This window comes from Formosa sp. A9, assembly GCF_051200825.1.
In the GTDB taxonomy this organism is placed as follows: domain Bacteria; phylum Bacteroidota; class Bacteroidia; order Flavobacteriales; family Flavobacteriaceae; genus Formosa.
Genome location: NZ_CP195158.1, coordinates 3,632,168 through 3,644,395 on the forward strand (window position 1 = coordinate 3,632,168; position 12,228 = coordinate 3,644,395).

Sequence of the window (12,228 nt, forward strand, 5' to 3'; positions counted from 1 at the left end):
AACCATGACTATAGCAACTACAGACCGTTTAGAACTTGCAGAACTGAACATAAACGATGCTCCGTTTATGCTTAAACTTATGAATACCCCGCACTGGTTAAAATTTATTGGAGACCGACAGATTAACTCTGTAGAAGATGCCAAATTAAACATACAAAACAACCACATTACCAGTTATAAAACTAACGGTTTTGGATTTTACAAAGTGCTTTTAAAAGAAGAAGACTATAAACCTATTGGTTGTTGCGGACTCATAAAACGAAAAGAATTAGATGGCGTAGACATTGGTTTTGCATTTCTGCCAGAATACGAAGGTCGTGGCTTTGGCTACGAATCGGCTTCGGCCATTCTTAAAATCGCACATTCCAAATTTAAATTAAACAGCATTTTAGCAATTACATTGCCAACTAATAAAAATTCCATTAAATTACTTGAAAAATTAGGCCTAACCTATCAAAAAACAGTAATTCCTTTTGAAGATGGTATAGAGTTGCTGTTATTTGCAAAAAAATTGATTTAAATGTATATCTATAACGTAACCTCGAATGTAGACGACAGCATACACGACGAATGGTTAAAGTGGATGCAAACCGTACACATACCACAAGTATTGGCATGCAACACGTTTTACGAGGCTAAACTTACAAAGGTTTTGGTTGAAGAAGATATGGGCGGACAGACCTACTCGGTGCAATATCGCGCCAAAACACGCGAAGATTTAAACCGTTATTACACCAATTTTGCAGAAACGTTAAAAGCCGAAACCTTAAAGAAATTTGCAGATCGCGTACTATCATTCCGTACCGAATTAGAAGTTGTCGACATATACACCACTAAATAAAAATAACATGACGGTTAAAGCAAAAAAACATTTAGGCCAACATTTCCTTACCGATGAAAGCATTGCAGAACGTATTGCAAACACGCTCTCGCTACAAGGCTACGACAATGTTTTGGAAATAGGCCCAGGAATGGGAGTTTTAACCAAATACCTGCTTCAGCGCAAAACAAAAACCCATGTTATAGAAATCGATACCGAATCTGTAGAATATCTAAAAGCCAATTACCTAAATTTAGCCGATCGCATTATAGAAAAAGACTTTCTTAAATACGATATCAACCAAGTATTTAATCAGCAACCTTTTGCTATTATTGGTAATTACCCATACAATATTTCATCGCAAATCGTTTTTAAGACCTTAGAATTACGCGATCAAATTCCAGAGTTTTCAGGCATGTTCCAAAAAGAAGTTGCCGAGCGTATTTGCGAAAAAGAAGGCAGTAAAACCTACGGCATCTTATCGGTACTTACACAAGCGTTTTACGATGCAGAATACCTGTTTACAGTACCGCCGTCAGTATTTAATCCGCCTCCAAAAGTAGATTCGGGTGTATTGCGATTAACCCGAAAAGACAACTATAAATTAACCTGTAACGAAACCCTCCTTTTTAAAGTCGTTAAAACGGCATTTCAACAACGCAGAAAGACACTTCGTAACAGTTTAAAAACATTCAATTTAAGCGATAATTTAAGAGAAGATAGTATCTTTGGGCAACGTCCAGAACAATTATCGGTACAACAATTCATTAATCTAACAACACGTATAGAGCAAGATTTAAAAACGTAACAGTAGTGGAGGAAATCGATGATAACATCCAGTTTAAAATAAGCGACGAGCTTATAGAAAACGTAGAACGTTTAATAGCTTCTAAAGACGACCAGAACATCTTAGAGTTATTAAACGCATATCATCATGCCGATATTGCCGAAATTTTAGAAGAAACCGATGTCGAGCACGCCACTTACGTTATAAAATTACTAGATAGCGAAAAAACGGCCGAAGTATTAATGGAATTAGACGAGGATACTCGCGAAAAAATTCTAGCTACTTTATCCGCTAAAGAAATTGCCGAAGAAATTGAAGAACTCGACACCGACGACGCTGCCGATATCATTTCCGAACTTCCGCAAGACCGACAACAACACGTTATCTCGCAAATAGAAGACCACGAACACGCGCAAGACATTAAAGACTTGTTGCGTTACGACGACAACGTAGCCGGTGGTTTAATGGCTAAAGAGCTGGTAAAAGTTAACGAAAACTGGAAAGTTACAGAATGTGTTAAAGAAATGCGGGCACAAGCCGAAAACGTAACCCGTGTACATTCCATTTACGTGGTCGATAATAACGAAAAACTCATCGGCCGCCTCTCGCTAAAAGATCTCCTTATAGCTTCGCCCAGAGACCATATTTCTAACGTCTACATACCTAAAGTAGACTATGTTTATGTAGACGAAGATGTTGAAGAAGTAGCAAACATCATGCAAAAATACGATCTGGAAGCCATTCCAGTAGTCGATAAAAACAAAACCCTTTTGGGCCGTATTACCATCGACGATATTGTAGACGTTATTCGCGAAGAAGCCGAAAAAGATTATCAGCTTGCTGCCGGTATTACCCGCGATGTCGAAGCAGACGATAGCATCTGGAAACTTACAAAAGCCCGTTTACCTTGGCTACTTATAGGCATGTTTGGCGGTTTAGGTGCAGCCAGCATCATCAATGGCTTTAGCTTTGCCATGACCACCTACCCAAAATTACTCATATTTATACCTTTGGTACAAGCCACAGCCGGTAACGTAGGTGTACAATCTTCGGCAATCGTGGTACAGGGCCTAGCCAACAATACCGTAAAAGGCGAAATACTAAAACGCCTATTAAAAGAATTTATGCTTGGCCTAGTTAACGGTATTGCCATTGCAATTATCGTATTACTCATCAGTCATTTTTTATTCAAAACTACCTACCTCGTATCTATAACCATAGGCATAGCCATAATTACCGTAATTATTATGGCAGCACTTATAGGTACGTTTATCCCAATATTTTTAGACAAACGCGGCATAGACCCCGCCGTTGCCACAGGGCCTTTTATTACCACCAGTAACGATGTTTTTGGTATTTTAATTTACTTCTCAATAGCCAAACTCATTTTAGGATTTTAATATAGGCGTTCCCTAACGGTCAGGCTTTCGCGACTCGCTTTTTTACGCTTTAGGCGCAAAAAGAGCTCAAACAAATCGCTCTATCCTTAACGCAAAACTTCGTAACTTAGCACACATTTTTCTAGATTATGAATATACTGCATCTCGACAGCAACCATCCATTATTAAAAGCGCAACTCGACGCACTGGGCCATATTAACCACGACGATTTCACTTCATCAAAATCAGAAATCGAAGCTAAAATACAGCAGTACGATGGCATCATTATTCGCAGCCGTTTTACAATCGATAAAGCATTTTTAGACGCGGCAACCAATCTAAAATTTATTGGTCGTGTAGGGGCTGGCTTAGAAAACATCGACTGCGATTACGCGCAATCTAAAGGTATTTATCTTATTTCTGCCCCAGAAGGCAACCGCAATGCTGTAGGCGAACATGCCTTAGGCATGCTACTCGCTTTATTTAATAATCTTAATAAAGCCGATCGCGAAGTACGTGCAGGCCAATGGTTACGAGAAGCCAACAGAGGTATAGAATTAGACGGAAAAACAGTAGGAATTATTGGCTATGGCAATATGGGCAAAGCCTTTGCAAAAAAATTACGCGGTTTTGATGTTACCACATTGTGCTACGATATTAAAAACCAAGTAGGCGACGACAACGCTACTCAAGTAAGCCTAGCAGAGTTTCAAGAGCGTGTAGATGTGGTTAGCCTACATACACCACAAACGCCCCTAACAGTTAACATGGTAAACACCAATTTTATTAACGGTTTTAAAAAACCCTTTTGGTTTATTAATACCGCACGCGGAAAAAGTGTGGTTACAACCGATGTAGTTAAAGCGCTAAAAAACAAACAAATTTTAGGAGCAGGCTTAGATGTATTGGAATACGAAAAATCGTCGTTCGAAAATTTATTCACCCACCAAGAGCTTCCTGAAGCCTTACAATATCTTATTCAGGCAGAAAACGTATTATTATCCCCACATATTGCAGGCTGGACAGTTGAGAGTAACATGAAACTCGCCCAAACGATAGTCGATAAAATTAAAGCAAAATTTAACTAACTTTAAGGTGTTAAACACAAACACCATGACATACGACGCCAAAACCCCAGAAGAATACATTAATCTTTTACCTGAAGACCGCAAAACAGCGGTCTCTAAATTAAGAACTACCATTCTAAAACATCTTCCTAAAGGTTTTGAAGAAACCATAAGTTACGGCATGATAGGCTACGTTGTTCCGCATGCACTCTACCCTAACGGATACCACTGCGACCCCAAATTACCATTACCGTTTATGAACATTGCGTCTCAAAAAAATTTTATTGCTGTATACCATAGCGGTATTTATGCAGACGACAATTTATTAGAGTGGTTTACCTCGGAATTCCCAAAACATTCTAAATACAAATTAGACATGGGCAAAAGCTGCATCCGGTTTAAAAAACCAGAAAGCATCCCTTTCGATCTTATTGGCGAATTAGCTACTAAAATAACTCCAGAACAATGGATTGATATATATGAAAGCGCTATAAAACGTTAATATCAAAAACATAATAAACGCATAACCACACTAAATACTCGACTCATGAAAAACCGTGTTACTGGCCTAGGCGGCATATTCTTTAAGACAAAAAATCCAGACATCACCAAAGCTTGGTACGCCAAACATTTAGGACTCCCAACAGACAACTACGGCTGTACCTTTTGGTGGAAAGACCAACAAAACAACGATTGCTCTACACAATGGTCGCCGTTTAAAGACGATACTACCTATTTTTCGCCAAGCGACAAACCCTTCATGATGAACTTTAGAGTAGAAAACCTAAAAGAACTTCTAGCCACATTAAAAGCCGAAGGTGTTACCGTAGTGGGAGAAATAGAAGAATACGACTACGGCAAGTTTGGCTGGATTTTAGACCCCGAAGGGCATAAAATCGAGTTATGGGAACCTAACGACAGTGCTTTTTTATAGCCTATAGCACCAAAGTGTTTAGTCGCCAGTACTTGTGCTGCTTTTCTTTTTACCAAACAAACCATTTAATAAATTATCGGCTGCCTTTTTTATCTGATCTGTTGTTACAGAGTCTTTCTTTTTAATCGCATCTGTTCCAATTGCCGAAGTGTCTTTAGAGTTGTTTCCGTTAATAAAATTATTTAAAGCATTCTTAACGGTATTGCTGCCTTCATTTATCAGTTTATCTTTTTGCATGGCAACCAACTTATTGGTTAATTGTGTTGCCGTTGCACTTAGATCGGTATTAATTGTTGGGCTATTTACACGTCCGCCAATATTCGCCGTTACAGGTACTGTTAAGTTTTTAGCTTCTGCATTATTTAACGTTGCGAGTAATTTTTGGGCTTCGTCCCCTAAATATTTGGCTGGGACATCGAATGTAGCCTTATAATTTAAAGACTGGTCGAAACCATGACTTCCGGAGATATTAACTGCAATATCGTCGAATTTAAGATTAAATGGCTTCACATTTACTTGTCCGTCTTGAAATGTTAATGCCGTTTTTAAAGTTTTCGTCTCACCTTCATCAAAATTTAAAAACTCAAGACGATTAGTTAAAACAGAAAGTACTTTACTTTCTTGGGCAGTGACTTCATTAACCAAAACTTCGGCTAAAGCATTTCCAGAAATGGTGTTAAGGTTTGGAGTTAAATCGGTATTTAACTGTCCATTAATTTCGAATCCTGAATTTAGAACACCTTCGAAAGCTCTGGCTAAAGGCGCTACCATTTGTAGCATATCCAAACCGTTAAAAGCATCAGCCAGATTTAAGCTTTGCATATTTAATTTCACATCGAAATCCGGAGTATTCGTTTTGGTAGACACAGCGCCGTTTAATGCAATTTGCCCATTAAAAATATCGGTCTTAAAATCGTTTAGGCTTACAGTTTCATCTTTTATATGTAACGTTGCCGAAGCATTTTTCAAAGCTAAATCATCATACAACACCGTATTGGCCTGCGCCACAAAAGTCGCATCTAAAAAAGCCGGAATTTTAAAAGCTTCCGTAGCAACGGCATCAGATTTCGCCTCCGCTGGTTTAGAAGTCCCTGATTCCGCTTTGTTTTCTGTTTCTTCATTTTCATGTTCAGACATAAAATCGTTTACTGCAAATGTGTTAGAATTTAAAGTAAATTGTCCTTTTAAAATCTCGTCATTAAACATATACCCTAACAAATTAGCAATAGACCCTTTAACCGATAAATCTGTTTGCCCTGTTTTGGCTTCTAAAGCATTTAAAGTAACGTTTTCTGTGTTAAATGTAAGGTTTGCCTCAGATATTTGAAGCGGATGCTGCATGGAATCAAAATCGAATTCGAAATCGTTCAAAGCTAAAGAACCGCTATTTTTAGTGTCTTGATAACGCCCACTTTCTATCGCTTTCATATCGAACATTGTAGATAAATTAGCATCTAAAATACCCTGCATGCGTTGTTCGACAGAAAACGGATATGCCTGTGCTAAATTTCCTAAATTTATTCGTCCCTTTAAACGTGCATCAACCTGCGGATTACCCATAAGATTTTTAATAGTGGCATTGGCACTAAAAACATCTTGAGCAATTTTAAACGTAAGCGCATTTACAGTTACATAAGTATCGTCTAAAATACCTGTTTCATTTGCTATTTTGGTGTCGATAGTGATTTGAGACACCGATTGCGGCAAGTCTGGGTATTTAAATGATGCGTTATGAGACGTAATACCAATGTTAAAAGTTGGTATGTGTGTGTCGTCTACCACACCTTTTAGTTGCCCTTCTACCACAAAATCGCCTGTGGTTTGCACTTGGTCTATATCTTTAGAATACGCCTTTGGAATTAACGCCAGAAAATTTTTAAAATCTGATGAAGGCGTTTTAAATGTTAGTGCCACTTCCTGACTGTTATCTTTAAGTGTTACAAAGCCATCGAACACTAATTTTAACTGATTAATTACAGCCGTATTTTCTAAAAAAGTATATGTATTTTGTTCTAAATCTATCCCCAACTTTGCATCTAAGCCAATTGGAGTTTTAGTAAAATAATTCGTGCCATCCATATCTAAGGAAATCAACCCGCTTGTTTTGGTATCGAGTTCCGAAATTATGGCCGACAAATCGCCAGTTCCAGAGTGGTTTAAATCTGCCAATTCAAAAAACATTTTAGACTGGCTGTCGTGATATTTAATTTTAGAATTGGTAATATCGTATTGCTGAATCGACAAAGCTACCTCGCTAGGTGCATCTTCGGCGGTTGAAGCTGTAGGTTCTGTCGTCTTTTTGGCTATATCGTAATTTACCTTGCCTTCTTCATTTACAAACACATTAACAACAGCGCCATCGATACGAAATGAATTGATGACATAGGGTTCGGCAGCGCTATTAAACAGCGTAAAAAAAGGCAAATTAACAGTTGCATTTTTCGCCGCCACTAAAGTATCACCAGCAAACACATCGGTATTTATAATACGCATATTATTTACCTCAACATTAAGTTCTGGAAAACTCCTAATTAAACTGATATCTGCATCTTCAAAATCGAAATCTGCTGTTATATTTTTATTGACTGTAGATTTAACAACTTCTAAAATTTTTCCTTCAAACAAAAATGGAATTGCTATTAAAACAACCAGTAATAACCCGATAATAGCTCCAAAAATTTTCAATAACTTTTTCATGTAATAGTACGCGCTTTGAATTTGCTGCATATTAGCAAAAATGCCACTAATTTATTAACGCAATAAAAATTTAATATAATTTTAATACAACGCAGAATTGCGAAAAAGAACTATCAAAGCACTTGTATAAAGCATCAAACTGCTGCTATAAACGCCTTCTAAATTGCTCAATCAAAAACTTATGTATTGTAAAACGCTTACATTTTTTTATTACCTTTAACATTACTAACCCTCTAAAAACAAATGTGTTATGTCCGACAATAAAAATGACTTAGGAAAAGATTTAAAAGACAGTTTAGACGATGCTAAAAAAGCCTTATCAGACGCCGCAGAAAGCATTAATAACGAAGCAAACGAATTGTCTGACGATACCAAAGAGGCCATTGAGCAAGCCAAGAAAAAAGCATCGGAAGTTAAAGATGAAATAAAAAAAGATATCGACAACCTCAAAAAAGAAGCGAATACATTTTCGGAAGAATCGAAACAAAAATTTGACGAATTTTCTGAGGACACCAAACAAAAAACCAACGAGTTTTCCGAAGGTGCTAAAAAATCATTTGAAGATGCCAAAGACAAAGCAAACGATTTTGCCAAAGAAGGTAAAAAAGCAGCTAACGACTTTGCCGACGATGCTAAAGACATTTTAAACGATGGTAAAAATGTGGCCATAATTGCTCATTTAACCATTATCGGGTGGATAATTGCCTTTGTATTAAACGGCCAAAACAGAACAGAATATGCCACCTTTTACATCCGGCAAGTTTTAGGCATTGGCCTTCTGGGACTCCTTTCGTTTATACCGCTAATAGGTATCGTAATTGGTTTGTTTGCCTTTATACTTTGGATTATGAGTTTAATAAACGCTCTAGGAAATAATACAAAACCAGTATTTGCTTTAGGTGATAAGTTTCAAGAATGGTTTAAAGGACTATAAAGTTAATATTGCGTATTGAGAGATATTAGTATTGAGAACCTAGAGAGTTAGAATCTGGAATTTAAAATTGATTCTTTCTGGTTATTGGCTGATAGTTGCTAAATTGGTATTTTTCATATAACCTATAGCTCTTAACTCGTTCGTTATAGTATTCAACGAATCAAGACTGCAACTTCCTAATTATTTCATTAATTAAATTAGCAATTTTCAACTTTTATAATTGACTACTTTTAAAATAACCTTAAAATAGAGTATAACCAAATACTATAGAAAACGCTTTATAATCAGATGTCCAGTAATTATAGTCGCCTAATAAATTCTTTGGCGTCATATAGCGCGCTTGAACACTATATTTCTCTTTAAATTTGTATCCTAAACCAAATACTAGGTTATAATGCGAATTCAACTTTAGATTAGTTATTTTATCGCTTTCTATAGCCGAATCCCCTTCAAAATCCACAACAAACTGTGTGTCTACAAAAATTTTGGAATCAGGGTTCACAAAAAAACAATATCGCAAACCAATAGGCACTTCTATAGATGAATAATCGACATTAACATGCTCCTCTAAAGCCGAAGTTGAATGTGTTAACGTAGAACTAGTTTTGTAATATTGATAAGTAGGCTCTACAATTAAAGCCCATTTATTGTTGTTAAAAGGAAAAACCACCTCTAACTCTACCCCCAAACTAAAACCTATTTCAGAGTCAAAATCTTTAGAAGTATGTGTTCTCGTATTCTCTATATCTAATGATGCAAATCTAATTCCGGGACGTATACTTAAATGAAATAAATTACGTTTAGGTTTTTTCTCAATGCTAACATAATCACTTCCTGTGCATTGATTATATTTTACAAAAACATTAATCAAATCTGTTTTATTATAGTCTAAAGATTCAATTGCCTTTTCTGTTATATTATCACACTTTAAATCACTCCAAATTTGTTGCTTATATCTATTATTCTGCTTAATCTTAGTATCCTGATATCTATAACTTTTAAAAATTAGTTGCTCAATAACACTATGATTATCTAAACTATAAAAATATCTAACCAATTCTGCATCCTCATAGACATACAGATTAGCTTTACCTTCTACTAACACTTTTAGAAAGAGTTCTTTTTCTTTAAAATCAGGATTTCTGTCATCACTTAAAAAAGAGATATTACTTCTAGATACATCTATTTTAACCTGACTTTTGATGTATTTAGTAACATCGTAAATGCCAAAAGTCTTTACATCTTCTATACTAGCTGTTTGTACCTGACTCGACTCTGATATTTTATATTTAAAATTACTAGGGTTATTCTTCCAGTCTTCACTTTTTATTAAACACTCCGTCTTACGATTTAAATTATCTGTAAAATATCCGCTTTTATATAAAGTTTGGCTGTAAAAATTAATAGTCGTTAAGCAGACTATAACAAAACTGAAGATTTTCATTTGGGGTTGATTTAAAAGTTAAAAATAATAAAAAATCAACGTTCACTTAAAAAAATAGTTGCCACCGATAATGTAAATCATTTTAAAGTTAGTATTGATTCTTTCCAGCTATCTGATTATTAATTGTTAGAATGAAATTTGGATTTTTCAAAACTCTTAACTAATTGTTCTCAATATTTAGCAAACCAAGACACTTGCTACTTCTCAATATTTCAACACTTCACAGAACAAACTCATCTTAACCTTATTGAACATTACCTCCTCCTAAAAACTTACGTTCTCGTTCTTCTTTAAATTCTTCCATAACAGGGCGCACAGTACTTTCTGGCAAATCGGCTATTTTTATATACATAAACAACAAAAAACGTTAGCAAAACACATCTATAAAATCAGCAAAAAGCTTTTAATTTTAAGAAATTAAAAATGCATTAACAAAAAATTAAGAGTAGCCTCTTGTTTGTATCAAGTCTAGAAATTAGATTTGCAATCGTTATGCAAAAGGCTTTTAAACATATTGTTACCCTAAGTATGTTACTGTTGTGTATGGTTACGCCTTACACAACGCAAACTATTTTTGCCGCTAGTACCAAAGTCTACACTACCACGAATAGCAGTATTGGCTTTACGGCCAAAAAACAGGTAACAGCCCATATATGTAATGGCCCCTATGCCAATGTTAGCGATTTTAACAACAGACACAGGCACCTTATTGAAAACGAAAACGAAGAATTTGAATGTACTTCGTCTAAAAAATATATCGATCAAATAAATAGTGCTTACAAACTTTTATACGATCAATCATTACCTTATTTACTACTTTCTAAAAAATCTTTACGCAATAGCAGTGAAGATTTTTCTTTTTTTAAGGCTACCAAACCACCTTTATTTATTCTTTTTGAAGTGTTCAGAATTTGATTTAGAAACTAAGGACTTACCAGTCTGAATCAACACAAACCCCTGTAAACAAGCGCTTAGTTACTTTAATTATTCTAAAGCACAGCAGGTCGTTTACGTTAGGTTTACCTATTTCATCCATAACACAAATTCAAGCTTCAAAAAGCACAAATAATTATGAAAAACACACTGTTTGCATTAAGCCTAATTGGCTTATTATGCACTATTGGTTGTAATTCTCACAAAGAAGAAAAACACGAAGCACGTACGTTTCAAGTTACAACTCCCATATATAAAGACACCTCGATAGTTAAAGATTATGTCTGCCAAATACATGCCATTCGCCATATAGAATTACGGGCCATGGAAAAAGGCTACCTTCAAAAAATAAGTGTAGACGAAGGGCAACATGTTAATACAGGGCAACCCATGTTTAAAATCATGCCCAACATTTACCAAGCAGAGCTCCAAAAAGCAAAAGCCGAAAATGAAGCCGCGGCCATAGAATACGAAAACACAAAACTATTAGCCGATAGTGCTGTAGTTTCGGCTAACGAATTAGCCCTCTCGAAAGCTAATTTCGACAAATCCAAAGCCGAAGTTCTACTTGCCGAAACCCATTTAGGCTTTACAGATATCAAAGCCCCGTTTAAAGGTATTATGGACCATCTGCATGTTAGAGAAGGCAGTATGCTAGACGAAGGCGAACTGCTTACGACATTATCTGACAACAGTAAAATGTGGGTATACTTTAACGTTCCAGAAGCCGAATATCTAGACTATATAACCAGCAATAATAAAGACCAAAAACAGCAAGTTAACCTACTCATGGCCAACAACAAGATCTTTAACCAGTCTGGTATTGTCGAAACCATAGAGGGCGAGTTTAACAACGAAACTGGTAACATTGCTTTTAGAGCCACTTTTAACAATCCCGATGGCATTTTAAGACATGGCGAGACGGGCACTGTTTTAATGACTATCCCTCTTAAACATGCTTTACTTATACCACAAAAAGCCACTTTCGAAGTCTTAGACAAACGCTTTGTTTTTGTGATAGACGAAGATAATATTGTTAGACAACGTGAAATAAAAGTAGCTTCGGAACTCCCAAACTTGTTTGTTGTTGCCGACGGATTAAATGACACCGACAACATATTATTGGAAGGCATACGCTTGGTTAAAGTTGGCGAAAAGATAAAATTCGAACAGGAAGCTCCCGAAGCTGTTTTAGCGCATTTAGACATGTACACTGAATAGAAACCCAAAACA

The 12,228-nt window shown here is 36.0% G+C and carries 12 protein-coding genes; 10 read left to right on the top strand and 2 right to left on the bottom strand.

Annotated elements, in window-relative coordinates; all coding sequences use genetic code 11:
- The first annotated feature begins 4 nt into the window (after positions 1–4).
- From ACR9EA_RS15925 to ACR9EA_RS15955, 7 genes are all read left to right on the top strand, one after another.
- Positions 5–520 carry a GNAT family N-acetyltransferase gene (locus ACR9EA_RS15925; RefSeq protein WP_435135270.1) on the top strand — a complete coding sequence of 172 codons (516 nt, stop codon included), beginning with the start codon at positions 5–7 and terminating at the stop codon, positions 518–520.
- On the top strand, positions 521–841 hold the full coding sequence (locus tag ACR9EA_RS15930) for a DUF4286 family protein (RefSeq protein ID WP_435135272.1): 321 nt from the start codon (positions 521–523) through the stop codon (positions 839–841).
- Between the two features lie 7 nt (positions 842–848).
- Positions 849–1,628 carry a 16S rRNA (adenine(1518)-N(6)/adenine(1519)-N(6))-dimethyltransferase RsmA gene (gene rsmA, locus ACR9EA_RS15935; protein WP_435135274.1) on the top strand — a complete coding sequence of 260 codons (780 nt, stop codon included), beginning with the start codon at positions 849–851 and terminating at the stop codon, positions 1,626–1,628.
- A 5-nt stretch (positions 1,629–1,633) separates the two neighbouring features.
- Complete coding sequence (gene mgtE / locus ACR9EA_RS15940) at positions 1,634–3,007, top strand: magnesium transporter (RefSeq protein ID WP_435135276.1); 1,374 nt, start codon at positions 1,634–1,636, stop codon at positions 3,005–3,007.
- Positions 3,008–3,135: 128 nt separating this feature from the next.
- Complete coding sequence (locus tag ACR9EA_RS15945; protein ID WP_435135278.1) at positions 3,136–4,074, top strand: 2-hydroxyacid dehydrogenase; 939 nt, start codon at positions 3,136–3,138, stop codon at positions 4,072–4,074.
- Positions 4,075–4,099: 25 nt separating this feature from the next.
- A complete protein-coding gene (locus ACR9EA_RS15950) occupies positions 4,100–4,555 on the top strand; it encodes a DUF1801 domain-containing protein (RefSeq protein WP_435135280.1) in 456 nt (151 codons plus the stop codon).
- A 45-nt stretch (positions 4,556–4,600) separates the two neighbouring features.
- Positions 4,601–4,987, top strand: a complete 387-nt coding sequence (locus tag ACR9EA_RS15955; protein WP_435135283.1) for a VOC family protein — start codon at positions 4,601–4,603, stop codon at positions 4,985–4,987.
- A gap of 18 nt (positions 4,988–5,005) precedes the next feature.
- Here ACR9EA_RS15955 and ACR9EA_RS15960 read toward each other — a convergent pair whose 3' ends face one another.
- Complete coding sequence (locus ACR9EA_RS15960; protein ID WP_435135286.1) at positions 5,006–7,684, bottom strand: AsmA family protein; 2,679 nt, start codon at positions 7,682–7,684, stop codon at positions 5,006–5,008.
- Positions 7,685–7,934: 250 nt separating this feature from the next.
- On the opposite strand from ACR9EA_RS15960, the gene ACR9EA_RS15965 reads away from it, so the two are divergent.
- Positions 7,935–8,618 (top strand): YtxH domain-containing protein, encoded by a 684-nt coding sequence (locus ACR9EA_RS15965; protein WP_435135288.1) that lies wholly within the window; start codon positions 7,935–7,937, stop codon positions 8,616–8,618.
- Between the two features lie 241 nt (positions 8,619–8,859).
- Here ACR9EA_RS15965 and ACR9EA_RS15970 read toward each other — a convergent pair whose 3' ends face one another.
- A complete protein-coding gene (locus ACR9EA_RS15970; protein WP_435135290.1) occupies positions 8,860–10,062 on the bottom strand; it encodes an outer membrane beta-barrel protein in 1,203 nt (400 codons plus the stop codon).
- 492 nt (positions 10,063–10,554) lie between these two features.
- Between ACR9EA_RS15970 and ACR9EA_RS15975 the strand changes: the two genes are divergently transcribed.
- Both ACR9EA_RS15975 and ACR9EA_RS15980 read left to right on the top strand, forming a co-directional pair.
- Entirely contained in the window at positions 10,555–10,977 is a 423-nt protein-coding gene (locus ACR9EA_RS15975) for a hypothetical protein (RefSeq protein ID WP_435135292.1), read from the top strand.
- A gap of 156 nt (positions 10,978–11,133) precedes the next feature.
- On the top strand, positions 11,134–12,216 hold the full coding sequence (locus ACR9EA_RS15980; RefSeq protein WP_435135294.1) for an efflux RND transporter periplasmic adaptor subunit: 1,083 nt from the start codon (positions 11,134–11,136) through the stop codon (positions 12,214–12,216).
- Positions 12,217–12,228: the final 12 nt, after the last annotated feature.

Coding starts and splice junctions, on each gene's coding strand:
- ACR9EA_RS15930 (WP_435135272.1), top strand. CDS start 521: ATGTATATCTATAACGTAACCTCGAATGTAGACGACAGCATACACGAC.
- ACR9EA_RS15965 (WP_435135288.1), top strand. CDS start 7,935: ATGTCCGACAATAAAAATGACTTAGGAAAAGATTTAAAAGACAGTTTA.
- ACR9EA_RS15945 (WP_435135278.1), top strand. CDS start 3,136: ATGAATATACTGCATCTCGACAGCAACCATCCATTATTAAAAGCGCAA.
- ACR9EA_RS15955 (WP_435135283.1), top strand. CDS start 4,601: ATGAAAAACCGTGTTACTGGCCTAGGCGGCATATTCTTTAAGACAAAA.
- ACR9EA_RS15970 (WP_435135290.1), bottom strand. CDS start 10,062: ATGAAAATCTTCAGTTTTGTTATAGTCTGCTTAACGACTATTAATTTT.
- ACR9EA_RS15980 (WP_435135294.1), top strand. CDS start 11,134: ATGAAAAACACACTGTTTGCATTAAGCCTAATTGGCTTATTATGCACT.
- ACR9EA_RS15960 (WP_435135286.1), bottom strand. CDS start 7,684: ATGAAAAAGTTATTGAAAATTTTTGGAGCTATTATCGGGTTATTACTG.
- rsmA (WP_435135274.1), top strand. CDS start 849: ATGACGGTTAAAGCAAAAAAACATTTAGGCCAACATTTCCTTACCGAT.
- ACR9EA_RS15925 (WP_435135270.1), top strand. CDS start 5: ATGACTATAGCAACTACAGACCGTTTAGAACTTGCAGAACTGAACATA.
- ACR9EA_RS15975 (WP_435135292.1), top strand. CDS start 10,555: ATGCAAAAGGCTTTTAAACATATTGTTACCCTAAGTATGTTACTGTTG.
- ACR9EA_RS15950 (WP_435135280.1), top strand. CDS start 4,100: ATGACATACGACGCCAAAACCCCAGAAGAATACATTAATCTTTTACCT.